The sequence below is a fragment of the Variovorax paradoxus genome, from assembly GCF_902712855.1.
In the GTDB taxonomy this organism is placed as follows: Bacteria; Pseudomonadota; Gammaproteobacteria; order Burkholderiales; family Burkholderiaceae_C; genus Variovorax; species Variovorax paradoxus_Q.
Genome location: NZ_LR743507.1, coordinates 4,422,450 through 4,445,501, shown reverse-complemented (window position 1 = coordinate 4,445,501; position 23,052 = coordinate 4,422,450). Strand labels below are relative to the sequence as shown.

Annotated in this window: 18 protein-coding genes; 10 read left to right on the top strand and 8 right to left on the bottom strand. The window is 68.3% G+C overall.

Features of this window, described 5'->3' with window-relative positions; translation table 11 throughout:
- Nucleotides 1-21: 21 nt before the first annotated feature.
- From AACL56_RS20650 to AACL56_RS20635, 4 genes are read right to left on the bottom strand one after another with little or no spacing between them, the layout of a single operon-like run.
- On the bottom strand, nt 22-1,101 hold the full coding sequence (locus AACL56_RS20650; RefSeq protein WP_339091670.1) for a sensor histidine kinase: 1,080 nt from the start codon (nt 1,099-1,101) through the stop codon (nt 22-24).
- Complete coding sequence (locus tag AACL56_RS20645; protein WP_339091669.1) at nt 1,098-1,397, bottom strand: 2TM domain-containing protein; 300 nt, start codon at nt 1,395-1,397, stop codon at nt 1,098-1,100. The genes AACL56_RS20650 and AACL56_RS20645 overlap by 4 nt, the downstream gene beginning before the upstream one ends.
- On the bottom strand, nt 1,394-2,359 hold the full coding sequence (locus AACL56_RS20640) for a sterol desaturase family protein (RefSeq protein ID WP_339091668.1): 966 nt from the start codon (nt 2,357-2,359) through the stop codon (nt 1,394-1,396). The genes AACL56_RS20645 and AACL56_RS20640 overlap by 4 nt, the downstream gene beginning before the upstream one ends.
- 40 nt (nt 2,360-2,399) lie before the next feature.
- Nucleotides 2,400-2,921 (bottom strand): DUF6622 family protein, encoded by a 522-nt coding sequence (locus AACL56_RS20635; protein ID WP_339091667.1) that lies wholly within the window; start codon nt 2,919-2,921, stop codon nt 2,400-2,402.
- Nucleotides 2,922-3,276: 355 nt separating this feature from the next.
- Here AACL56_RS20635 and AACL56_RS20630 point away from each other — a divergent pair, with 355 nt between their 5' ends.
- The 4 genes from AACL56_RS20630 to AACL56_RS20615 all read left to right on the top strand — a co-directional run bounded on the left by AACL56_RS20630 (nt 3,277) and on the right by AACL56_RS20615 (nt 13,656).
- Nucleotides 3,277-4,767 carry an efflux RND transporter periplasmic adaptor subunit gene (locus AACL56_RS20630; RefSeq protein WP_425337035.1) on the top strand — a complete coding sequence of 497 codons (1,491 nt, stop codon included), beginning with the start codon at nt 3,277-3,279 and terminating at the stop codon, nt 4,765-4,767.
- A 25-nt stretch (nt 4,768-4,792) separates the two neighbouring features.
- Nucleotides 4,793-7,912, top strand: coding sequence for an efflux RND transporter permease subunit (locus tag AACL56_RS20625; RefSeq protein WP_339091665.1), 3,120 nt, complete (start codon nt 4,793-4,795; stop codon nt 7,910-7,912).
- Nucleotides 7,913-8,900: 988 nt separating this feature from the next.
- Entirely contained in the window at nt 8,901-12,173 is a 3,273-nt protein-coding gene (locus tag AACL56_RS20620) for an efflux RND transporter permease subunit (RefSeq protein WP_339091664.1), read from the top strand.
- A gap of 13 nt (nt 12,174-12,186) precedes the next feature.
- Nucleotides 12,187-13,656 (top strand): efflux transporter outer membrane subunit, encoded by a 1,470-nt coding sequence (locus tag AACL56_RS20615; protein ID WP_339091663.1) that lies wholly within the window; start codon nt 12,187-12,189, stop codon nt 13,654-13,656.
- 90 nt (nt 13,657-13,746) lie between these two features.
- Here AACL56_RS20615 and AACL56_RS20610 read toward each other — a convergent pair whose 3' ends face one another.
- A complete protein-coding gene (locus AACL56_RS20610) occupies nt 13,747-14,112 on the bottom strand; it encodes an SPW repeat protein (protein WP_339091662.1) in 366 nt (121 codons plus the stop codon).
- Nucleotides 14,113-14,458: 346 nt separating this feature from the next.
- Between AACL56_RS20610 and AACL56_RS20605 the strand changes: the two genes are divergently transcribed.
- Nucleotides 14,459-15,187, top strand: coding sequence for a GntR family transcriptional regulator (locus AACL56_RS20605; protein ID WP_339091661.1), 729 nt, complete (start codon nt 14,459-14,461; stop codon nt 15,185-15,187).
- 28 nt (nt 15,188-15,215) lie between these two features.
- Here the strand turns inward: AACL56_RS20605 and AACL56_RS20600 are convergent, their stop codons facing one another.
- The gene (locus AACL56_RS20600) at nt 15,216-16,082 is read right to left on the bottom strand and encodes a MurR/RpiR family transcriptional regulator (RefSeq protein ID WP_339091660.1); all 867 of its coding nucleotides are present in this window, start codon (nt 16,080-16,082) and stop codon (nt 15,216-15,218) included.
- A 193-nt stretch (nt 16,083-16,275) separates the two neighbouring features.
- Between AACL56_RS20600 and AACL56_RS20595 the strand changes: the two genes are divergently transcribed.
- From AACL56_RS20595 to AACL56_RS20585, 3 genes are read left to right on the top strand one after another with little or no spacing between them, the layout of a single operon-like run.
- Nucleotides 16,276-17,610 carry an aspartate aminotransferase family protein gene (locus AACL56_RS20595; RefSeq protein ID WP_339091659.1) on the top strand — a complete coding sequence of 445 codons (1,335 nt, stop codon included), beginning with the start codon at nt 16,276-16,278 and terminating at the stop codon, nt 17,608-17,610.
- 57 nt (nt 17,611-17,667) lie between these two features.
- Nucleotides 17,668-18,579 carry a transporter substrate-binding domain-containing protein gene (locus AACL56_RS20590; protein WP_339091658.1) on the top strand — a complete coding sequence of 304 codons (912 nt, stop codon included), beginning with the start codon at nt 17,668-17,670 and terminating at the stop codon, nt 18,577-18,579.
- Between the two features lie 11 nt (nt 18,580-18,590).
- Complete coding sequence (locus AACL56_RS20585) at nt 18,591-19,238, top strand: aspartate/glutamate racemase family protein (RefSeq protein ID WP_339091657.1); 648 nt, start codon at nt 18,591-18,593, stop codon at nt 19,236-19,238.
- Between the two features lie 40 nt (nt 19,239-19,278).
- Here AACL56_RS20585 and AACL56_RS20580 read toward each other — a convergent pair whose 3' ends face one another.
- Complete coding sequence (locus tag AACL56_RS20580; protein WP_339091656.1) at nt 19,279-20,079, bottom strand: hypothetical protein; 801 nt, start codon at nt 20,077-20,079, stop codon at nt 19,279-19,281.
- A gap of 226 nt (nt 20,080-20,305) precedes the next feature.
- Here AACL56_RS20580 and AACL56_RS20575 point away from each other — a divergent pair, with 226 nt between their 5' ends.
- Nucleotides 20,306-21,133 (top strand): undecaprenyl-diphosphate phosphatase, encoded by an 828-nt coding sequence (locus AACL56_RS20575; protein WP_339091655.1) that lies wholly within the window; start codon nt 20,306-20,308, stop codon nt 21,131-21,133.
- A 19-nt stretch (nt 21,134-21,152) separates the two neighbouring features.
- Here the strand turns inward: AACL56_RS20575 and AACL56_RS20570 are convergent, their stop codons facing one another.
- Nucleotides 21,153-21,962, bottom strand: a complete 810-nt coding sequence (locus AACL56_RS20570; protein WP_339091654.1) for an IclR family transcriptional regulator — start codon at nt 21,960-21,962, stop codon at nt 21,153-21,155.
- Between the two features lie 113 nt (nt 21,963-22,075).
- On the opposite strand from AACL56_RS20570, the gene AACL56_RS20565 reads away from it, so the two are divergent.
- A complete protein-coding gene (locus tag AACL56_RS20565) occupies nt 22,076-23,050 on the top strand; it encodes a Bug family tripartite tricarboxylate transporter substrate binding protein (RefSeq protein WP_339091653.1) in 975 nt (324 codons plus the stop codon).
- Nucleotides 23,051-23,052: the final 2 nt, after the last annotated feature.

Sequence of the window (23,052 nt, the reverse complement as noted above, 5' to 3'; positions counted from 1 at the left end):
GGATGGCTCTCTTGTTTCTTGTCACGCCGCCAGGGGAAAGCTCAAGGTCGCGCAGGCGCCGCCGTCGGGGCCGGGCGCGGGCGACAGGCTCATGCGTGCCTGGTCGCCGTACACCGTGGCGAGCCGCTCGCGCACCTGCTCCATGCCGAAGCCGCCGGTGTCGTCCGAGGGGGCGGACGCGTCGAGCCCCACTCCGGTATCGCTCACTTCGATGACCAGCCGGCCGCCGTCCCGGTGCGCGCGCACCGCGATCCGTCCGCCTTCCACCTTGGGCTCGAGCCCGTGGCGGATGCTGTTTTCGACCAGCGGCTGCAACAGCAGCGGCGGCACCGGCACGTCGCGCAGGTCGTCCGGCAATTCGAGCGTGTAGCGCAGGCGTTCGCCCATGCGCACCGACATCAGTTCCAGGTAGTCGCCGAGCCGGTCGAACTCCGCAGACAGCGGATGCGACAGCGCGCGCGAGCCGCTGAGCGTCATGCGCAGGTAGCTGTTGAGCCGGTCGAGCATGGCCACCGCACGCGGCGGGTCGACGGCGATCAGCACGCGCAGGTTGGCCAGCGTGTTGAACAGCATGTGCGGCTCGAGCTGGGTCTCGAGCAGCTTCAGCCGCGCCTCGGTGGCGTCGCGCTGGGCCAGGTCGATCTGGCTCTGCAGGTGCTTGCTCTTGCCCAGGCTGTAGAAGAAGAAGCACATGCCGACGGTCGCGGCGATGGTGATGACCACCGCGGTGGCCAGCTTGTGGCCGGTGAAGTCGAGAAAGTCGAAGGCCGGCGCGCCGATCCAGGCGTCGCCGATCAGGTTGCCGCCCATGAAGCCGAGGACCACGCCGATCACCACGATCAGATAGCCCCGCACGCCGAGCGGCCAGCGGATCTCGCGGTGGCCGGTCATCAGCAGCCGGGTGATGTCGATGAAGAGCCAGCTGATGAGGCCGATCGACAGCGAATAGACCAGGTGCGGCGCCCAGCCACCGCCTTCGGTGATGGTCAGGGCGATGGCGATCAGGCAGCAGAAGACGGCCGTGATCAGGCCGTGCCGCAGCATGTCCCGCAGGTTCTCGGAACGGAACCTCGGGCCGTCCGCGGTGGTGTCCAGGCTCATCCGCGGTCCCGGCCAGCCAGCGCGCGCCGCTCGCGTTCCACCAGCCGGTCGTAGAAGCCGCCGCCGGCCACGAACCAGATCACGGCGCCATGGATCAGCAGGCCCAGGCCCCAGCCCATGAGCGGGTACATGGCCCAGCTGTGGCCCCTGGCGGCCGAGAGGGTGACCAGGCCGAGGTTGACCACCACGTAGACGAAGGCGTGGATGTACCAGCCCATCTTGGCGCCGGCGCGGCGGCGGGCGAGGCGCTCGACTTCAGAGGGCGAGCGGGAGGAATTCAGCGTGGTGGGGTTCATGACAGTTCCTTGTTGTACTGCACGGGAATGAAATCGGAAGGGGCCTGCGCCGTCGGCGCGGCCGGCGGAGCCACCTGCAGCGCAGCGCGCTGCCGCAGTTCCTCGGTGGTGTCGCCTGGCCCGTCGGGCTTCCAGCCCGGCGGCTTCACGAGGTAGCCGGCGAAGGCGCGCAGCGAGCGGGCCGAGGCCAGGTCGCGCCAGAGGGCGCGCCACTGGCTGAACTCGATCTCCAGCAGGTTGTGCGAGGTGATCGGGTTCACCAGCCCGTAGCGGCAGGGCAGGTCGGCGCGCTCGGGGATGTAGGTGCCGAACAGGCGGTCGAACACGATGAGCACCCCGCCGTAGTTGCCGTCCAGGTACTCGAGGTTCGAGGCATGGTGCACACGGTGCGCCGAGGGCGTGTTCAGCACCCATTCCAGCGGGCCGAGGCGCGGAATCCAGGTGGCGTGGATCCAGAACTGGTACAGCAGGTTCAGCGTGAGCATCAGCAGGATCACCTTCGGCGGCATGCCCAGCAGCGGTGCCAGCATGAAGAAGGCCAGCGTGCCGGTGAGGCGCCCGGTCCAGCCGAAGCGGTAGGCGGCCGACAGGTTCAGCTGGTTCGGCGAATGGTGGATGGAATGCGTGCACCAGAACCAGCGCACCCGGTGGGCCGCGCGGTGGTACCAGTAGTAGCAGAACTCCTGGCCGATGAAGCAGGCAGCCCAGCCGCTCCAGTGGTCCATCGGCAGGGTGAAGAGGCGGTGGGCGTAGAACCAGTCCATCGCGCCGGTCCAGAACGCCAGGGGCAGCAACCAGCGCAGCGGGTATTCGCGCACCAGGAAGTCGACCACCGAGATGCCGGCCGCCTTCCAGTCGTAGCTGCGCCAGCCGTTGCGCAAGGACAGCACCAGCGCCTCGGCGATGGAGGCGACGAGCACCACCGTCACGGAGATCTTGAGGACCAGCAGGAGGGCGTTCATGGCGGCGGTTTCCTGGTTGGCTGGGGTCGGCCGCGGAATCTTAGGCGGGGCGGACGGCGGCCGACATGGCGTCAGTACGGATGGCCAGCTTCCACAGGCGCACGGCGCGGGCCGCGAACACGCCGCTGAAGGCGCCGTACAGGACGGGGGTGGCCAGGCCGAAGACCGCACCGTGGCGCAGCTCGGGGTGCATCGCCAGTGTGGCGCCCACCACGTACTTGGTCAGGAAGATGCCCATCATCAGCATCAGGGGCACCGGACTGCCGGCCAGGTGGAACTGCCGCTGCGCGGCGTCGTAGCGGGTGGTGGCGGGCAGCGGGCGTTGCAGCACCAGCGCCAGCATCGCGACCGCGGCGGCGGCCCAGCCCAGCAGGGCACCGAACGAGTCGCCGAAGACGGAGACCACGCCGTAGACCGACAGCGCGCCCATGGCAACGGGCATCAGCGTGACGCGGGTCAGGCCCACGCTGTTGGACAGCAGCTGCTTGGCGCCGATCCAAAGCAGCAGGAAGAACACGGCGAACACCCACTTGGGCGTGTGAAGGATGATTTGCATCAGCATGGTGGCGCTCCGTTGAAGTGAAGGTTGAATCGGGGGCAGGACGGGAATCGATGGGCAGACTGTGCCGCCGCCCGGGCACGCCGGCCACCGGCGTGCGACGGAATGCCTGAGGGCGGCGCGAATTGCAGCCGGGCGGCGTGAATGGCGGACGGTGGGGGGCAGAGATGGGCCGCCAGGGGGCCGGCCAGGGCGTCGGAGCAGGCAACATGTGACAGCTTTACCGCCGCTTTACGGCCCAGCAAACTGCCCGACTACCATTCCGCGTGTACTACGCTGGTTCGCACCCCTGCACCTGCACCTTCCGCAAGCACCGTCCATGGAACAAGAAAAACCGACCGAGCCCCTGCCATCCAACGTGTCTCCGACACCCCCCCCGGTGCGCAGGCGCCGGTGGGTGGGCGGCCTGCTGACCCTGGTTCTGCTGGCGGCGCTGGGCGGCAGCGCCTGGTACCTGATCCAGCGGTCGAAGACCCCGGTCGCCGGACCCGGCGCAGGGCCGGGGGGCGGCGCCCGGCCAGGTGGCCCGGGCGGTCCGGGTGGCCCCGGCGGCCGCGGAGGCGGCCCGGCGTCCAGCACGGTGGGCATCGCCACCGCCAAGCAGGCCGACATCCCGGTGCAGCTCGAGGCGCTGGGCACGGTCACGCCGGTGGCCAACGTGATCGTCCAGCCGCAGGTGTCGGGCGTCCTCACCGCGGTGCTCTTCCAGGAAGGGCAGATGGTCAGGAAGGGCGACGTGCTCGCCACCATCGACCCGCAGCCGTTCCAGAACGTGCTGGCGCAGGCGGCAGGCGCGCGCCAGCGCGACGAGGCCCAGCTGGCGGCGGCGCGCGTCACGCTGCAGCGCTACCAGACCCTGCTCGGGCAGGACTCCATCGCGCGGCAGGACGTCGACACCCAGGCCGCACTGGTCAAGCAGCTCGAGGGCACCGTCGCCATCGACCGCGCCAACGAGAACACCGCGAAGCTCAACCTCAACTGGAGCCGCATCACCGCCCCGGTGAGCGGGCGCATCGGCCTGCGGCCGGTGGATGCGGGCAACTACATCTCGACCGGCACCACGAACGGCGTGGCGACCATCACGCAGATCGCGCCGATCGACGTCGAGTTCTCCATTCCGCAGGACCGCGTGCCCGAGGTGCAGGAACGCCTGGCGCAGGGAGCGAAGCTCGATGCCACCGCCTTCGACCGCACGCGCACGCGCCGGCTCGCCGCCGGCATGTTCGCCACGCTCGACAACCTGGTCGACACCGCCACCGGCACCGTCAAGGCCAAGGCGCGCTTCGTCAATGCCGACAACGCGCTGTTCCCGAACCAGTTCGTCAACCTGCGGCTGCTGCTGCGCACCGTGAGCGGTGCTGTGGTGGTGCCGGTGACCGCGCTGCGACACGGCCCCAACGGCGACTACGTGTACGTGCTCAACAGCGACAGCACGGTGTCGCAGCGCACCGTGACGCGCGGCGAATCGAGCGTCGACAACGTCGCGATCATGTCGGGCCTGGAAGCCGGCGAGCAGGTCGTGACCGAAGGCGGCGACCGGCTCAAGGACGGCGCGCGGGTGCAGACCTCGGTCGACCGCCCGGCGGTGCCGGCGTCCGGCGCGGCCTCGGGTGCGCGGCGCGGCAACCGTGGCGAGCGCGGCGAGCGCGGTGCAGGCCGCCGTGAAGGCGCGGGCGGCCAGGGAACCCATGCGGGCCAGGGTGCAGCGGGTGCTGGAGGCGCCAACGGCGCCCGCAGCGCGCCGCCGGCCGAATCGCCCCAGTCGCCGCCGGCCACCTCGGTGCCGCCGGCCGCGCCCGACCTGAAGCCGGGCACCCCGCCACCCGCCCCGGGCGGCGCGATCCGCTGATCCTTTTTCCCGAGCGCCGCGCCCGATGAGTCCCTCTCGCCCGTTCATTCTTCGACCGGTGGCGACCTCGCTGCTGATGGTCGCCATCGTGCTGGCCGGCCTGGTGGCGTTCCGCTTCCTGCCGCTGTCGGCCCTGCCGCAGGTCGACTACCCGACCATCCAGGTTCAGACGCTCTACCCCGGGGGCAGCCCCGAGGTCATGAGCAACACCGTCACCGCGCCGCTGGAGCGCCAGTTCGGCCAGATGTCGGGGCTCGACCGCATGAGCTCGACCAGCGCCGCGGGCGTGTCGATCATCACGCTGCAGTTCTCGCTGGGCCAGACGCTCGACGTGGCCGAGCAGGAAGTGCAGGCCGCCATCAATGCCGGCGGCTCGCTGCTGCCGGCCGACCTGCCGGCGCCGCCCGTCTACGCCAAGGTCAACCCGGCCGACGCGCCGGTGCTCACGCTGTCGATCACGTCCGACACGCTGCCGCTCACCGAGGTGCAGAACCTCGTCAACACCCGTCTCGCGCAGAAGATCAGCCAGGTCTCGGGCGTGGGGCTGGTCTCGCTCAGCGGCGGGCAGCGCCCGGCGGTGCGCATCCAGGCCAATACGCAGGCGCTGGCCGCCAACGGCATCGGCCTCGACACGCTGCGCACGGCGATCAGCGCGGCCAACTCCAACGGTGCCAAGGGCAGCTTCGACGGACCGAAGCGCGCCTACACCATCAACTCCAACGACCAGCTGCTCACGGTCGACGACTACAAGAACCTGATCGTCTCGTACAAGAACGGCGCGCCGATCCGCATGGTCGACGTGGCGCAGGTGGTCAACAGCGCGGAGAACAACCAGCTCGCCGCCTGGGCCGGCAACAAGGCCGACGGCACGGCCCGGCTGTCGCCCGCGATCATCATGAACGTGCAGCGCCAGCCCGGTGCCAACGTGATCGCCACGGTCGACGCCATCAGGAAGCAGCTGCCCGAGCTGCAGGCCGGGCTGCCCGCCGGCCTGAAGATCGAGGTGCTGAGCGACCGCACCGCGGGCATCCGCGCGTCGGTGCAGCACGTCGAGATGGAACTGGTGCTGGCCGTCGTGCTGGTGGTGCTGGTGATCTTCGCGTTCCTCGGCAGCCTGCGTGCCACGGTCATCGCCAGCATCGCGGTGCCCATCTCGCTCATCGGCACCTTCGGGCTGATGTACCTGCTGGGCTACAGCCTGAACAACCTGAGCCTGATGGCGCTGACCATCGCCACCGGCTTCGTGGTGGACGACGCGATCGTCATGATCGAGAACATCGCCCGCTACATCGAGGAGGGCGAGAAGCCGCTGCAGGCCGCGTTCAAGGGCGCCACGCAGATCGGCTTCACCATCATCTCGCTGACCGTGTCGCTGATCGCGGTGCTCATCCCGCTGCTGTTCATGGGCGACGTGGTGGGTCGGCTGTTCCGCGAGTTCGCGGTGACGCTGGCCATCACCATCCTGATCTCCGCCGTGGTTTCGCTCACGCTGGTGCCGATGATGTCGGCGCGCTGGCTCAAGCACGAGCAGAGGAAGGACCCGGCGGCCCACGGATTCGGTGCGCGCGCGCAGCGCTTCTTCGACGGCGTGATGGTGCGCTACGACCGCTCGCTGCACTGGGTCATCGCGCACCAGCCGCTCACGCTGCTGGTCGCGCTGCTGACCATGGTGCTCACCGTGGTGCTGTACCTCACGATTCCCAAGGGGCTGTTTCCCACGCAGGACACCGGCCAGCTCCAGGGCCGCGTGCAGGCCTCGCAGGACGTGTCCTTCGACCGCATGGCTCAGCTGCAGCAGCAGGCGGCGAGTGCCGTCCTCGAAGACTCCGACGTCGAGAACCTCAGTTCGTTCGTCGGCGTGGACGCGGCCAACAACACCATGCTGCACACCGGCAGCATGCTCATCAACCTCAAGAAGGGCCATGACCGCCAGCAGGACGTGATGGAGCGCCTGCGCGAGCGCGTGCGGCAGGTTGCCGGCGTGACGCTGTACCTGCAGCCCACGCAGGACCTGACCATCGATGCCGAGACCGGGCCGACCGAGTACCGCGTGTCGCTCGAAGGCGTGGACAGCGCGGCCATCACCGAGTGGATGAAGAAGCTGGTGGCGAAGCTGCAGGACTCGGACAAGGTGCGCAACGTGAGCAGCGATGCCGGCGCGCAAGGCCTGGCCGCGTTCGTGAACGTGAACCGCGACACCGCGGCGCGGCTCTCGATCACGGCGAGCACGGTGGACGATGCGCTCTACAGCGCGTTCGGGCAGCGGATCGTGTCGACGATCTTCACCGAGACGAACCAGTACCGGGTGATTCTCGAAGCCCGCCCCGGCATGGTGAACACGCCGCAGACGCTCGGGCAACTGAACCTGATCGCGGGCTCCGGCACCGCCACGCCGCTGTCGGCGATTGCCGACATCTCCGAGCGGCAGGCGCCGCTGCAGATCACGCACGTTGCGCAGTACCCGGCGAGCACGCTGAACTTCGATACCGCGCCTGGGGTTGCGCTTGGGGCCTCGGTCGACGCGATCCGGGCGGCCGCGAAGGAGATCGGATTGCCCGGCAGCGTGACGATGACCTTCCTCGGGGCGTCCGGTGCGTATGAGCGGTCGCTGTCGAACCAGCTGTGGCTGATCCTGGCGGCGGTCGTTTGCGTCTACATCGTGCTGGGGGTGCTGTACGAGAGCTACGTGCATCCGCTGACGATCCTGTCCACCTTGCCTTCGGCCGGCGTCGGCGCGCTGCTGGCGCTGATGATCACGGGCAACGACCTCGGCGTGATCGGGATCATCGGGATCATCCTGCTGATCGGCATCGTGAAGAAGAACGCGATCATGATGATCGACTTCGCGATCGATGCTGAAAGGACGCAGGGGAAGTCGGCTCGCGAAGCCATTCACCAGGCGGCGCTGCTGCGGTTCCGGCCGATCCTGATGACGACGCTGGCGGCGCTGTTTGCTGCTGTGCCGCTCATGTTGAGCTTCGGGGAAGGGGCCGAGTTGCGGCGGCCGCTGGGGCTTGCCATCTTTGGCGGGCTGATCGTCAGCCAGCTGCTGACTCTGTTCACCACGCCTGTGATCTACCTGGCGTTTGATCGGTTGGGTGGGGGGAGTGCTCGGCGGGATGTGCTTGAGGAGGAGGCGGTTTGACCTGGTTCGCCTGTTGCCGTTTTGTTTTCCTTGGCCGGGTGTTGGCGCGGGTTAGCTGTTTTTTCCCGTGTCTTTATGGTGAGGGTGGAGGCCGGGTCTCGCCCCGGCGGGCGACTTACTTTCTTTTGCTTCGCCAAAAGAAAGTAAGCAAAGAAAAGGCGACCCTGCTGTCTGCGTCCCTGCGCTTCGCTCCGGGCAACCTGCGGTGCTCGGCGTGGAGGGGGGTCCGCAGAACTCGCTTCGCTCAAACAGCTGCGGCCCTGATCCCTCCTACGTCTGCGCTCCTCGGCGCAGCCAGAAGGGAGCGACACGCGCCATCGCTTCGCTCGGCTTCTGACGGGACTGGACAGGCCTTCGCTGCGCTCGGCGGTGAGGCAGGGTTCGACCGCCTGAACAAACATTGCAGCTCGGTCAAAGCACCGTACGCGCAACACGCACGACAGATGCAACAGGCATCGCAGATGCGGCAGGCACGGCGGGCACACCAGCTACAGCACACGCAGCAGGCACAGCACACACTGCAAGCCGTGCAAGCCGTGCAAGCCGTGCAAGCCGTGCAAGCACAGCAGGCACAGCAGGCACAGCAAGCCCAGCAAGCCCAGCGGGCGCTGCGCGCCTGCTGGGCATCGGTGGCCGAGCGAAGCAAAGGCCTGTGTTGTTCCCGCTCCCACCCCCTCTGGCTGCGCCGAGGAGCGCAGTGTTTCGCGGATCAGGGCCGCAGCTGTTTGAGCGAAGCGAGTTCTGCGGACCCCGCGAAAAGCGAGCACCGCAGGTTGCCCCGTAGCGCAGCGAAGGGGTCGCAGACAGTGGGGTCGCCTTTTCTTTGCCTACTTTCTTTTGGCGAAGCAAAAGAAAGCAGGTCGGCCGCCGGGCCGAGACCCGGCCTCTGCCCTCCGCAAGGAAAGCAAAAGCCAAGACCAGATCTCTGCCCTAAGCAAGCAGCGCAAAAGCCGAGACCAGATCTCTGCCCTCCGCAAGGAGCGCAGCAATGAACCTCTCCAGACCCTTCGTCCGCCGCCCCATAGGCACAGTACTGCTAACCATAGGCGTAGCCCTCGCCGGCATAGCCGCATTCTTCGTCCTCCCGGTCTCCCCGCTCCCCCAGGTCGACTACCCCGTCATCTCGGTCAGAGCCTCGATCCCCGGCGCAAGCCCGGAAACGATGGCCACCAGCGTCGCAACCCCGCTGGAGCGCCACCTCGGCACCATCGCAGGCGTCAACGAAATGACGTCCACCAGCTCCGTCGGCTCCGCCCGGGTCACGCTGCAGTTCGACCTCAACCGCAACATCGACGGTGCCGCGAGGGAAGTGCAGGCCGCGATCAACGCCAGCCGCGTGGACCTGCCCGCCACGCTCCGCAGCAACCCGACCTACCGCAAGGCCAACCCGGCGGCGTCGCCGGTCATCATCCTGGCCCTCACGTCCAAGACCAAGACCCCCGGCCAGATCTACGACGCGGTGTCGAACATCGTCAGCCAGCGCCTGTCGCAGGTGGACGGGGTGGGCGACGTGGAAATCGGCGGTGGCTCGCTGCCGGCGGTGCGCATCGAGCTGTTGCCGTTCGCGCTCAACCGCTACGGCATCAGCACCGACGACGTGCGCGCGGCGATCCAGGCTTCCAACGCCAACCGGCCCAAGGGTACGGTGCAGGGCGACGGCCGCAAGCTGCAGATCTACACGCAGACGCCGGCGCTGCGTGCGAGCGACTACGCCTCGATGGTCATCGCCTGGCGCAATGGCGCGGCGGTGCGGCTGCAGGACGTGGCCGAAGTGCTCGACGGCGTGGAGGACACGCGCACGCTGGGCCTGTTCAACGGCGAGCCCGCGATCATCGTGCTGATCACGCGGCAGCCTTCGGCCAACATCATCGAGACCGTCGACAGCGTGCGCGCGCTGCTGCCCGAACTGCAGGCGCAACTGCCGCCAGACGTCACGCTGCAGGTGGCGTCGGACAGCACGAACTCCATCCGCGGTTCGCTGCGCGAGGTCGAGCTCACGCTGGTCATCTCGGTGATTCTGGTGGTGCTGGTGGTCAGCCTGTTCCTGCGCAGCGTGCGCGCGACCATCGTGCCGGCGGTGGCCACGGTGGCGGCGCTGCTGGGCACTTTCGGGGTGATGTACCTGCTGGGCTTCAGCCTCAACAACCTGAGCCTGATGGCGCTCACCGTGGCCACGGGCTTCGTGGTGGACGACGCCATCGTGGTTCTCGAGAACACCAGCCGGCACATCGAGTCGGGCATGACGCGCATGAAGGCGGCGCTGCTCGGCGCGAAGGAAGTGGGCTTCACGGTGCTGTCGATCAGCGTGTCGCTGGTGGCGGTGTTCATTCCGCTGCTGTTCATGGGCGGGCAGGTGGGGCGGCTGTTCCGTGAGTTCGCGGTGACCTTGTCGGCGGCGGTGCTGATCTCGCTCGTCATCTCGCTGACCACCACGCCCATGATGTGCGCCTGGATGCTCAAGCGTGGCGGCGAACACGACAAGGACAAGCCGCAGGGCAGGTTCGGGCGCATGGCCGCGCGCAGCTACGACTGGGTGCTCAAGCGCTACGAGACCAGCCTCGACTGGGCGCTCGACAGCAAGGGCCTGGTCATGCTGATCCTGGTGGCGGTGGTCGGGCTGAACGTGTACCTGTTCAGCGCCGCGCCCAAGGGCTTCTTCCCGCAGCAGGACAGCGGGCAGCTCAACGGCGGCCTGCGCGCCGACCAGAGCATTTCGTCCCAGGCGCTGGCCGCCAAGCTGCGACAGGTTGTCGACATCATCCGCAAGGACGAGGCGGTCGACACGGTGGTGGGCTTCACCGGCGCCGGCCGGGCAGGCGGCGGCTTCATGTTCGTCAACCTGAAGCCGGCCAGCCAGCGCAAGGACAGCGGCATGGCCGTCATCGCGCGGCTGCGGCCGCAACTGGCCGAGGTGACCGGCCTGCGCGTTTTCCTGGGTACGGTGCAGGACGTGCGCTCGGGCGGCCGCTCGAGCAATTCCACCTACCAGTACACGCTCAAGAGCGACAGCCTGACCGACCTGCGGACCTGGGCGCTGAAGCTGTCCGACGAACTGAAGCTGCAGCCGGTGCTGACCGACATCGACACCGACCAGGATCAGAATGGCGTGGAGACGGTGGCCAAGGTCGACCCCGACAGCGCGCGCCGGCTCGGCCTGACCTCGACCTCCATCGACAACGCGCTGTACAACGCCTTCGGCCAGCGGCAGGTGGCCACCATCTACACCGAGCTGAACCAGTACCACGTGGTGATGGAGTGGGCGCCGCGCTACACGCGCAGCCCGAACTCGCTGCGCGACATCTACGTGCCGGCCACCAAGACCTCGGTGGTGGCCGGGCAGACGGTGACTATGCAGGTGGCGGCATCGGCCGCGACGGCTTCGACATCGTCGTCCTCGACCGCCAGTTCGAGCGCCGCCAGCACCGCGGTGCCCGTGTCCGCCAACCCCGCGCTGCGCAATGCCTCGTCGGGCAACGTGCTGAGCAACACGGCCACCAACCTGGTGCCGCTGTCGGCGGTGGCGAAGTTCGAGGAACAGTCGGTGGCCACCTCGGTGAGTCATGAAGACGGCGAACTGGCCACGACCATCTCGTTCAACCTGGCCGAGGGCGCGAACCTCGGGGACGCACGCGAGGCCATCGCCAAGGCCGAGGCCAACATCGCCATGCCGACCAACGTGCGCGGTGCGTTCGCCGGCACGGCGGCCAGCGCCCAGCAGTCGCAGAGCCAGCAGCTCATGCTGATCCTGGCGGCGCTGGTGGTGATCTACATCGTGCTTGGCATCCTGTACGAGAGCCTGGTGCATCCGATCACGGTGCTGTCGACGCTGCCGTCGGCCGGCGTGGGCGCGGTGCTGGCACTGCTGATGTTCCGCATGGAGTTCTCCATCATCGCGCTGATCGGCGTGTTCCTGCTGATCGGCATCGTGAAGAAGAACGCCATCCTGATCATCGACTTCGCGCTGGAGGCCGAGCGCTCGCGCGGGCTCACGCCGCTGGAGGCGGTGCGCGAGGCCTGCCTGCTGCGCTTCCGCCCGATCCTGATGACCACGCTGGCCGCCGCGCTGGGTGCGCTGCCGCTGGCCATCGGCTTCGGCGAGGGTGCCGAACTGCGCCGGCCTCTGGGCGTGGCCATCATCGGCGGCCTGATCGCGAGCCAGCTGCTCACGCTGCTGACCACGCCGGTGGTCTACCTGCTGCTCGACAAGCTGCGCCGCCGAGGCAAGAACGAACACGAACTGAGCCGTGCAACGCCCGTCTGAGAACCACACTGCCATGAACGCACTGCTTTCCACTTCCCGTTTTTCGCTTTCGGCACTGGCGCTGGCGGCTGCCCTTGCGGGCTGCGCCGTCGGTCCGCGCTACGAGCAACCCGCGACCGCCGCCTCCGCCGGCTGGAAGGAACAGAAGACTGCCGAGGGTTGGCTGCCGGCTGCGCCGGCCGACGCGCTGGACCGCGGCGAATGGTGGAAGCTGTTCGGCGACGCCACGCTCGACGAACTGGCCGGCCGCGTGCAGGTGTCGAACCAGAACATCGCCGCTGCGGTGGCCAACTACACGCAGGCCCAGGCGCTCGTGCGCGGCGAACGCGCGGCGCTGTTCCCTTCGGTGTCGCTCGACGGTTCGGGCAAGCGCACGGGCACCGTGGGCGGCAATGCAAGCGCCAATCCGTCGAATGCCTTCGGCGCCACGCTCGGCGCGAGCTGGACGCCCGACGTGTGGGGCCGCCTGCGCGAAGCGGTGAGCAGCGCACAGGCCAGCGCGCAGGCCAGCGAGGCCGACCTGGCCGCTGCGCGCCTGTCGGCCATCGGCGACCTGGCCATCAACTATTTCTCGCTGCGCGAGGCCGACGCCGAGATCGTGCTGCTCGACGAAACCATCCAGGGCTACCAGCGCGCCTTCGAGATCACCAGCAACCGCTACGCGGCGGGCATCTCGGCGCAGACCGACGTGCTGCAGGCGCAGACCCAGCTCGTGAATGCCAAGGCCGAGCGGGTGGGGCTGCAGCGCACGCGCACCACCTACGAGCACGCCATTGCCACGCTGCTGGGCGTGGCACCGGCCGACTTCAGTCTGCAGGCGGCGAAGTGGACACCGGTGGTGCCAGGCGTTCCGCTGGGCGTGCCGTCGACATTGCTGCAGCGCCGGCCCGACATCGCTGCCGCCGAGCGCACCGTGGCCTCGGCGAACGCGCAGATCGGCATTGCCCGCGCGGCGTATTTCCCCAACATCAACCTCACGGCCTCGGTCGGCAGCAATGCCAGCCGGGTGAAGGACCTGTTCGGCTCGGCGAACTCGCTGTGGTCGCTGGGCTTCTCGGTGGCGCAGGTGGTGTTCGACGCGGGAGCCATCGCCGCCAACGTCGACTCCGCCAAAGCTGGCTACGAGTCGAGCGTGGCGCGCTATCGCCAGACGGTGCTTACCGCCTTCCAGGCCGTAGAAGACCAACTCACTGCGAGCGCCGCGCTGGCCGAGCAGGAAGGGCTGCGCCGCGAAGCCTCTCTCGCGGCGGACAAGACCGAGCAGCAACTGCTGAATCGCTACCGCGCGGCGCAGGTGAGCTACACCGACGTGGTTACGGCGCAGGCCGCAGCGCTCAACGCGCGGCGCACGCTGGTGCAGCTGCAGGTGAATCGCCAGACCACCGCCATCGCCCTGATCCAGGCGATGGGCGGTGGCTGGCAGGCGGGGTGGATGGGGGCAGCATCGAACGCGGACCAGGCCACCGCACCCCGCACGCAGTGATCGGCTGATCTTGCGGATGAGCCGCGGGGCTCATCCTTTCGGCCCGGGCGCGCGGCGCCCCGGCCTTCTGGTGTCACGGCGCACCGGTGGTCAATGCGCCGGACGATCGATCGCGTGGCCCAGATAGTCCTTGTCGGTCACCAGCACCCACAGCGCGAGCACCAGGATCACCGCGGCCACGAGCACCGCGTTGACCAGCGCCGCTTCGACGCCACGGAAGCCGGCGACCCACGGAGAGACCGCGAGCCACGCGGCAAGTGCCACCTCGGTCCATTCTTCCCACTGTCGAGGCACGAAGGTCGCACCCAGCGCCACCGCACCGAGCACGATACCGGTGGCCACCATGGCCCACATGGCGGGTGTCATGTCCGAAAAGCCCAGGACCCAGGGCGAGACGATCAGCCAGGCGCCGGCGACGGCGTTGACGGGGTCTTGCCAGTGCTTCACTTGCTTCATGGTCATTACCTCCTGTCGCGGCAAGGCGCTGCGACAGCGGTTCGACTCGAGGTCCGGGGCCGGGGTTCCGTGGCTGGAAAACACGGCGCTTGCCGATGGCCGCGCCGTTCCGACCAGCAAGCAACTGCCCGTTCACGCTTTAGACGCGTTCAGCCGGTCTCGAAAATGCCGTTGGAGACTTGCAACGAAAAGTTGACAACTGTTAACGTAAGTTAGGAAATTTTGCGTATTTTTGCAAAAACTGCCGCTAATCCTATTTTTACGGAAATTGGGTATATGAAGTAACGATACGCCGCCGTACCATCGCCCGCGGCCTCTGTCGGGCCACCCCTGTTTTCCGACCTCGATGAATCCCCCAGATCCCTCCCGGACACGCGCGTTGTCCGTGGCCGAGACGCTGCGCAACCGCATCTTCGACGGCATCTTCTCTCCCGGTTCGCACCTGATGGAGATCACGCTCGCCAACGAGCTCGGCGTGTCGCGCACGCCCGTGCGCGGCGCGATGGCGCGCCTGGCCGACGAGGGGTTGCTGGTGTACGTGCCCAACAAGGGTTTTCAGGTGCGCCGCTTCAACGCCAAGGACGTGTTCGACGCCTTCAGCGTGCGGGCCAACCTCGAGGCGATGGCCTGCCGCCTCATCGCGGAACACGGCCTGGAGCGCGAGGCGCACGAGTGCCTGCAGGGCATGCTGGATGCGCAGCGCGCAGTGCTGAAGGAAAAGCAGTGGGACGACGACCGCGCGCTGTGCTGGCACGACCTGAACCTGGCGTTCCACCACAAGCTGATGATGCTGGCGGACAACCGCTGGCTGACCGAAGCGGTGCACCGTGCCCGGCAGTTGCCGATCATCTTCGACAGCAACCTGCGTCCGCACAACCGCGAGGCCTCGATGCTGCTCTACCGGCGCGAGCAGGCGCTGCTGGCCTTCGAGGATCACACCCGCCTGGTCGAGGCGCTGGGCCGGCGCGACGCCGCCGAAGCCGAGGCCATCATGCGCGAGCACATCACGTCCAACCGCGACCTGCTGGTGCTGCACCTGCGCAAGAACGCCGATCGCACCCGCACGCTGGCCTGAGCGGCCTGTTCCCCGCCGACAGGCTTGATTAGCTGCCGCGCACCGGCGGCGGCATGAGGTACGCGCCCGACTCGAACAGCTGCGCTTCCGCCTGGTCGATGCGGCGCACCACCGGCTTGCCCGCGCGGCTGGCAAGCAACTCGACCAGCGCCTCGGTCAACGCCACGCCCGCCGCGACCGATGGAAAGAACGACGGGCTGCTGATCGTGAACAGCAGCGTTTCGTCCGCCAGCAGCGACAGCGGCGAAGTCACGCTGTCGGTGATGGCCACGATGCGGCAGCCGGCGTCCTTGGCCGCCTGCGTCACCTGCAGCGCCTCGCGCGAGTAGGGCGCGAAGCTGGCGACCACCAGCGCGTCGCCCTTGGCGAAGGCACGCTGCTGCATTTCCAGCGATCCGCCCTGGCCGTCGACCAGGTGCACGCTGGCGCGGAAAATCCGGTACACGTAGACGAACGAGAACGCGATCGGAAAGCAGGCCCTGAAGCCCGCCGCATGCACGGCCGGCGCCTTCTCGATCAACGCGCAGGCCTTCTGCAGCGCCTGCTCGCTTTGCTGGTGCGTGGCCTCGAGGTTGCGTCGCTGCACCTCGAACATCTCGCCGGCCAGGCCGTTGTCCTTCGCGCGCCCCACGAGTTGCTTGGCGCGCCCGCCGTAGGTCGCACTGCCCAGCCCCATGTCCGCCGCGAAGGCTTCCTTGAGCTGCGGCCAGCCCTCGAAACCCAGGTGCTGCGCGAAGCGCACCAGCGTGGCCGGCGTGCTCTGCGAGCGCGTTCCCACGTTGCGCATCGAGCCGGTGACCACCTCGTTCGGATGGTCGAGCACGTAGCGCGCCACCTGCTGCAGCGCAGGGCTCAGGTCGTTGAAACGCTGGCGGATCTGGTCTCGGGCGCCCATGGCGTGTGCCTCTCTTGGGGGATGTCTGCGGTGCTGTCTGGAACAAATGTACCGGACGTGGTTTCGAAAGACAGTTGACGGAACAAATGTTCCAAACAATAATTCGATCGAAACGTTGGTTCCAGCACCGCAAGACCCGGAGCCGCGAGCACCGTCCCCAGCCGCCGTAACCGCACGAATTGCCCGAATCGCCATGACGCACGTCTTCCATCGCCACCTTCGCCAGACCCCGCCCGTTGCCGCCGGCTCGCACGGCATGTACATCCGCGACGCCGAGGGCCGCGAATACCTCGACGCGTCGGGCGGTGCGGCGGTGTCGTCGCTCGGCCATGCCCATTCCGAGGTCATGGCCGCCATGCACGCGCAGATCGACAAGCTGGCCTATGCGCACACCAGCTTCTTCACCAGCGAAGTGGCCGAACAACTGGCCGACGAGCTGGTCGGCGCGGCGCCCGAGGGCATGAGCCACGTCTACCTCGTCAGCGGCGGTTCCGAGGCGGTCGAGTCGGCGCTGAAGATGGCGCGCCAGTACTTCGTGGAAGTCGGCCAGCCCCAGCGCACGCACTTCATCGCGCGCCGCCAGAGCTATCACGGCAACACGCTGGGCGCTCTGGCGGTGGGCGGCAACGCGTGGCGGCGCGAGCCCTTCGCGCCGATCCTGGTGCCCGCCACGCACGTGTCGCCGTGCTACCCGTACCGCGAACAACATGACGGCGAAAGCGACGAGCAGTACGGCCTGCGCCTGGCCGCCGAGCTCGAGGCGGCCATCCTCGCGCAGGGCGCGGACCGCGTGATCGCCTTCGTGGCCGAGACCGTCGGCGGTGCCACCGCCGGCGTGCTGACGCCCGTGCCCGGCTACTTCAAGGCGGTGCGTGCGGTGTGCGACAAATACGGCGTGCTCCTGATCCTCGACGAGGTCATGTGCGGCATGGGGCGCACCGGCTCGCTGCACGCCTGCGAGCAGGAGGGCGTGGTGCCCGACCTGATGACTGTCGCGAAGGGCCTGGGTGGCGGCTACCAGCCGGTGGGCGCGGTGCTGGCGCAGCGCCGTATCGTCGAGGCGATGTCGGGCGGCAGCGGCTTCTTCCAGCACGGCCACACCTACCTCGGCCACCCGATGGCCTGTGCGGCGGCGCTGGCGGTGCAGCAGGTGATCCGGCGCGACGGACTGGTCGCCAAGGTGCGCGAGGACGGCGTCGCCTTCGGCGCGATGCTGCGCGAGGTGCTGGGCGCGCATCCGCATGTAGGCGACATCCGGGGCCGCGGCTTCTTCTGGGGCCTCGAGCTGGTGGCCGACCGCGCCAGCAAGGCACCGTTCGATCCGGCGCTCAAGGTCAATGCCGTCCTCAAGAAGGACGCCATGTCGCGCGGCCTGCTGTGCTATCCCTTCGGCGGCACCGTCGACGGCCGCCAGGGCGACCACGTGCTGCTGGCGCCGCCTTTCATCGCGACGCGCGACGACCTGCGCCTGATCGCCACGCGCCTTGCCGAATCGATCGATGCCGTGACGCGTGCCGCGGCGCGCTGAGCGCACTTTTTCCCTTTCGCGTTTCCCCCCCTCCACCGTCCTTCACAGGAGCGTTCCATGCCCAAGCCACGTCCGTTGTTTTCGTCTCTTGCCGCCGCGCTCGCCGTGGCCTTCGCGGCGCTGCTGCCGCATGCCGCACAGGCGCAGGAGAGCGACACGCTCGCGAAGATCAAGGCCAGCGGCGCCATCACCTTCGGCTACCGCGAATCGTCGTTCGGCTTCTCGTACCTCGACGGCAACCTGAAGCCGGTGGGCTACAGCATCGAGATCTGCAACCGCATCGTCGAGGCCGTGAAGAGCGAGCTGAAGATGCCCGCCATCGAGATCAAGTACCAGGCCGTCACCTCGGCCAACCGCATTCCGCTGGTGCAGAACGGCACGGTCGACATCGAGTGCGGCTCCACCACCAACCTGGTCGACCGACAGAAGCAGGTGGCGTTCTCGCCGGACATCTTCCGCTACAACGTGCGCATGCTGGTCAAGGCCGATTCGGGCATCAGGAGCATCGCCGACCTGCAGGGCAGGACCGTGGCGACCACCAGCGGCACCACCTCGTTCCGTCTGTTGCGCGAGGCCGACCGCGGCCGCAACCTCGATGTGACCAACCTTGCGGGCAAGGACCACAGCGACTCGTTCCTGCTGGTGGAAAGCGGCCGCGCGCAGGCCTTCGTGCTCGACGACATCCTGCTGGCCGGGCAACTGGCGAACGCGCGCAACCCGAAGGATTTCGTCATCACCGGCGAGAGCCTGCGCACCGAGAACCAGTCGCTCATGTTCCGCAAGGACGACCCGGCCTTCAAGGCGCTGGTCGACCGCGTGGTGTCGGGCATGATGAAGTCGGGCGAGATGGAGAAGCTCTACAACAAGTGGTTCATGGCGCCCATTCCGCCCAAAGGCATCAACATCAACTACCCGCTCAACGCCGAGACGAAGGACGCCTTCGCGAATCCCTCGTCGAAGGGCATCTGAAGCCGACACCGATGACCCGCATTGCACTGATCCACGCGCTCTCGCACTCCGTCGCGCCCATCAACGACGCGTTTTCGCGCGACTGGCCCGAGGCGCAACGCATGAACCTGCTCGACGACAGCCTGTCGGCGGACCTCGCGCGCAGCGGCAAGGGGCTCGACGACGCGATGCACGAGCGCTTCCAGCGGTTGGCGCAGTACGCCGTCGACACCGGCGCGCAGGGCATCCTCTTCACCTGCTCGGCCTTCGGGCCGTGCATCGAGGCGGTGGCGCGGTGGCACGCGGGCATTCCGGTGCTCAAGCCCAACGAGGCCATGATCGACGAGGCGGCCCAGGGGCAGGGGCGGCTCGGGCTCGTCGCCACGTTCGCGCCCACGTTGGCGTCGATGCCGCCGGAGTTTCCGGCGGGCACCGAGCTGGAGACTGCACTGGCCGACGGCGCGCTCGATGCGCTCAACGCCGGCGACACGCAGCGGCACGACGCGCTCATCGCCGCGCAGGCCGCGTTGTTGCGCGAGCGCGGCTGCACGCGCATTGCGCTGGCGCAGTTCAGCATGGCACGCGCGCGTACCGCGTGCGAGGCCGCCAGCGGCCTGCCGGTGCTGACCACGGTCGACAGCGCCGTGCGCGCGCTGCGGCGCCGGGCACGCCCGGGTTGAACACGCGCTTCAGCGCGAAGGCGAAAATTGAACGCGCCCTTCAGTGCGCGCGGGTGTTCTCGATGATCGCGAACAGCGCCGTGATCGCGATCTGCGCCGCATCGCCGCGGCCCAGCTGGCGCGTGAGCATGGTCTCGCGGTCGGTCCCCTGCAGGCCCTGCGACAGGCGGCGGTAGATGTCGGCCGACGGCATCGTCGCCGCGGTGCCGAGGGCGTCGCAGTAGGTGTCGGTGAGCGTGTTCGTGAGCTCCTCGCTCTGCGCGTTCGACAGCTTCATGGCGTTGCCCGGGAACGTGGCGGCGATGCAATGCATCAGGTAGGCCTGCGTCTCGAGCGAGAAGGACTGCTGCCGCACGTAGCACTCCACCGCCGCCCAGAACAGCGGCTCGGACGTGCGGCGCCAGCTTTCGAGCACCTTGCGTGCCTTGGCGACCAGGTCGGCATGCGTGTCGCCGGGCTCGCTCGGGCGCAGCGCCAGGCCCTGCAGGGTGAGCGCCGCGTCGGGGGCGGCGGCGCCGAGCATGAAGCTCCAGAACTTCCAGCGCGCGTACCACTTCTTGTCGTGTGCCGGGTCGAGCGGCTCGAGCAGCCAGAAGTCGATGCTCTGCACCGCGTCGGTCCGCTGCCCGGCGATGCTGCCGTTGCCCATGTCGAGCAGCGGCATGCCCGACTGCATGCGGTCTGCCGCGATGTGGCCCTCGGCGACGATGCCGGCGCTCGAGCCGGCGAGTTCGATGTCGAGCAGGCGCTGCATGAGCCGGCGAAGCTCGTGGGCCGAGGCGCCGGTGGCCTGGGCCACGCGCCGCATCGACTCGCACTGTTCGCGCTCGATGTCGTGCATGTCCTTGCGCCGATCCTCGCCGTGATCGTCGACGGTCGAGACATGCTCTTCGAGCCCGTTTCCAGGTAAGAAAGTTCGCGTTGGCAAGACGGTTCCTTTGAGCCCCGCGAGGGCTGCCGGCCACTATGTGCCAATGCGCCGGTGCCGAACATCACCGGAACTGGGTATCCTGAACGCGACCTGACGCGGGCCCTCGCGATAATTGCCGCTCTTTCAAGGAGTACGCGTGGACATCGTTTTGCTGGTCAAGGCCGCCATCATGGGCATCGTGGAGGGGCTGACCGAATTTCTTCCGATCTCTTCGACCGGCCACCTGATTCTTGCGGGCTCGCTGCTCGGCGGCTTCGGCGACAACCGGGGCAAGGTCTTCGAGATCGCCATCCAGACCGGCGCGATCTTCGCCGTGATCCTGGTTTACTGGCAGAAGATCCGCTCGACCGTGGTGGCGCTGCCGCGCCAGCCCAAGGCGCAGCGCTTGGCGCTCAACATCTTCATCGGGTTCCTCCCGGCGGTGGTGCTGGGCCTGCTGTTCGGCAAGGTGATCAAGGCGCACCTGTTCATCCCGACCGTGGTGGCGAGCACCTTCATCATCGGCGGCTTCATCATCCTGTGGGCGGAGAAGCGCCCGCCCGGCTCGGTGCGCGTCGAGCACGTGGACGACATGACGCCCTGGGACGCGCTCAAGGTGGGCCTGGTGCAGTGCTTCGCCATGATCCCGGGCACCAGCCGCAGCGGCTCGACCATCATCGGCGGCATGCTGCTGGGCCTGTCGCGCCAGGCGGCGACCGACTTCTCGTTCTTCCTGGCCATTCCCACGCTGATCGGTGCGGGCGTGTACAGCGTCTACAAGGAGCGCGCGGCGCTGTCGATGGCCGACCTGCCGCTGTTCGCGGTGGGCCTGGTGTTCTCGTTCATCAGTGCCTGGATGTGCGTGCGCTGGCTGCTACGCTACATCAGCAGCCACAGCTTCGTGCCCTTCGCCTGGTACCGCATCGCCTTCGGCATCGTGGTGCTGGCCACCGCGTGGAGCGGCGTGGTGGTCTGGGCCGACTGACCCTGCGCGCCAGAAAAAGTCAGGCCGAGGCGCCCAGCAGGGCGCTCGCAGCCCGGGCCTCCTGCCGCACCGCCACGGCAATGGGCCCGTCCACCGCGGGGTCGAACCCGCCCGTGGCGCCCAGCGCGGTGATCACCGCGCTCACCCGGCCCGCATAGTCGTACACCGGCGCCGCCACGGCGCTGATGCCGCGCAGGTAGGTGTCCTTCACGCTGGCGCAGCCGGCCTCGCGCACCGCGCGGCGCAGTTCGCCGATCGGGTCCGCCGCGTCGAGTTGCGCGCGCATGTCGGGCGTGGCGTCGCCCAGTTCCTGTTCGGCCAGCGCCAGCACGCGCGACTCGTCGAGCAGCCCCAGGAAGGCCCGGCCGGTGGCCGACCACAGCATCGACATCACCGAGCCGACGCGCACGTTCACCGTCACTGGCAGGCCGGGCTCCTCGAAGCGCACGATGGTCGGCCCCTTGTTGCCCATCACCGCCACGAAGCAGGTCACCTCGAGCGATTCGCGCAGCCGGATGAGGCAGGGCTCGGCCGCGCGGATCGGGTCGGCCTGGCGCATCGCCGCCAGTCCGATCTGGATGGCCTCCGTGCCCAGGTAGTAGTGCTGCGATGCGGCGTCCTGCAGCACCAGCCCTTCTTCCATCAGGCTGGCGAGGTAGCGGTGCACCTTGGCCGGGCTTTCACCGACATGGGCCGACAGCGCGGTGAGGCTGCTGCGTCCGCCCAGGTGCGCCAGCCCCTTGAGCACGGCCATGCCGGTCTCGGCGGCCTGCACGCGCTGCCGGCGCTCGCGGTTGGGGACGGGTGATTGTTCGGGGGATGAGCTCATGTCGGCTGGATGTTAGGCGCTCGGGTCGCGAACGCGGGTAAACCCGCGAGCAGTTGATTACGCAATGCGTATGATAATTACGCAATACACAACATCCAATCCGGAGACACCCCATGAAGAAGCAGATTGCCCGCGGCCTCGCCGTTCTTTCGTTCGTCGCAGTGGCGAGCACCGGTGCCGGCGCACAGACTTTCCCCGCCAAGCCGATCCGCTGGATCGTTCCCTATGCAGCCGGCGGCGGCTCCGACTTCCTGGCGCGCACGGTGGCGCAGACGCTGTCCACGCAGGTCGGCCAGCCCGTGCTGGTCGACAACAAGCCCGGCGGCAACACCGCGCTGGCCGCCGCAGAAACCGCGCGCTCGCCGGCCGACGGCTACACGGTGCTGTCGGCCGACAACGGCACGCTGGTCTTCAACCCCGCCCTCTACAAGTCGCTGAGCTACAGCCCCACCAAGGACCTCACGCCCGTCACGCTGATGGGCAAGTTCCCCATGATCCTGGTGGTCGGCACCAACTCGGGCTTCAACACCGCCAAGGACTTCATCGCGCAGGCCCGCGCCAAGCCGGGCGGCATCAACTACGCCTCGGCCGGCGCGGGCAGCCCGCACCACCTGGCGATGGAGCTGCTGAAGGTGGAGGCCAAGCTGTTCATGGTGCACGTGCCGTACCGCGGCGCGGCGCCCGCGCTGGCCGACGTGGTCGGCGGACAGCTGCCGGCCATGATGGTCGACCTGGCCGCAGGCTCGGGCTTCATCAAGGGCGGCAAGGTGCGCGCGCTGGCGGTGGCCAACCCCACGCGCCTGCCGCAGCTGCCCGACGTCCCCACCTTCGCCGAACTCGGCTACAAGAACGTCGAGGCCGCCGCGCTGGTCGGCGTGGTGGTGCCCTCGGCCACGCCGAAGGATGTGGTCGGCACGCTGAACCGCCAGCTGGTGGCGGCCATCAACGAGCCCTCGGTGCGCACGCGCATGATCGACTTCGGCGTGGAGCCCGTGGGCAACACGCCCGCGCAATACGCCGAGCTGCTCAAGAACGAAACCGTGCGCTGGCACAAGCTGATCCACGACCTCAAGATCACCCTCGACTGAGC

Coding starts and splice junctions, on each gene's coding strand:
- AACL56_RS20650 (WP_339091670.1), bottom strand. CDS start 1,101: ATGAGCCTGGACACCACCGCGGACGGCCCGAGGTTCCGTTCCGAGAAC.
- AACL56_RS20580 (WP_339091656.1), bottom strand. CDS start 20,079: ATGCACGACATCGAGCGCGAACAGTGCGAGTCGATGCGGCGCGTGGCC.
- AACL56_RS20590 (WP_339091658.1), top strand. CDS start 17,668: ATGCCCAAGCCACGTCCGTTGTTTTCGTCTCTTGCCGCCGCGCTCGCC.
- AACL56_RS20585 (WP_339091657.1), top strand. CDS start 18,591: ATGACCCGCATTGCACTGATCCACGCGCTCTCGCACTCCGTCGCGCCC.
- AACL56_RS20640 (WP_339091668.1), bottom strand. CDS start 2,359: ATGAACGCCCTCCTGCTGGTCCTCAAGATCTCCGTGACGGTGGTGCTC.
- AACL56_RS20635 (WP_339091667.1), bottom strand. CDS start 2,921: ATGCTGATGCAAATCATCCTTCACACGCCCAAGTGGGTGTTCGCCGTG.
- AACL56_RS20600 (WP_339091660.1), bottom strand. CDS start 16,082: ATGGGCGCCCGAGACCAGATCCGCCAGCGTTTCAACGACCTGAGCCCT.
- AACL56_RS20595 (WP_339091659.1), top strand. CDS start 16,276: ATGACGCACGTCTTCCATCGCCACCTTCGCCAGACCCCGCCCGTTGCC.
- AACL56_RS20645 (WP_339091669.1), bottom strand. CDS start 1,397: ATGAACCCCACCACGCTGAATTCCTCCCGCTCGCCCTCTGAAGTCGAG.
- AACL56_RS20615 (WP_339091663.1), top strand. CDS start 12,187: ATGAACGCACTGCTTTCCACTTCCCGTTTTTCGCTTTCGGCACTGGCG.
- AACL56_RS20605 (WP_339091661.1), top strand. CDS start 14,459: ATGAATCCCCCAGATCCCTCCCGGACACGCGCGTTGTCCGTGGCCGAG.
- AACL56_RS20565 (WP_339091653.1), top strand. CDS start 22,076: ATGAAGAAGCAGATTGCCCGCGGCCTCGCCGTTCTTTCGTTCGTCGCA.
- AACL56_RS20625 (WP_339091665.1), top strand. CDS start 4,793: ATGAGTCCCTCTCGCCCGTTCATTCTTCGACCGGTGGCGACCTCGCTG.
- AACL56_RS20610 (WP_339091662.1), bottom strand. CDS start 14,112: ATGAAGCAAGTGAAGCACTGGCAAGACCCCGTCAACGCCGTCGCCGGC.
- AACL56_RS20570 (WP_339091654.1), bottom strand. CDS start 21,962: ATGAGCTCATCCCCCGAACAATCACCCGTCCCCAACCGCGAGCGCCGG.
- AACL56_RS20620 (WP_339091664.1), top strand. CDS start 8,901: ATGAACCTCTCCAGACCCTTCGTCCGCCGCCCCATAGGCACAGTACTG.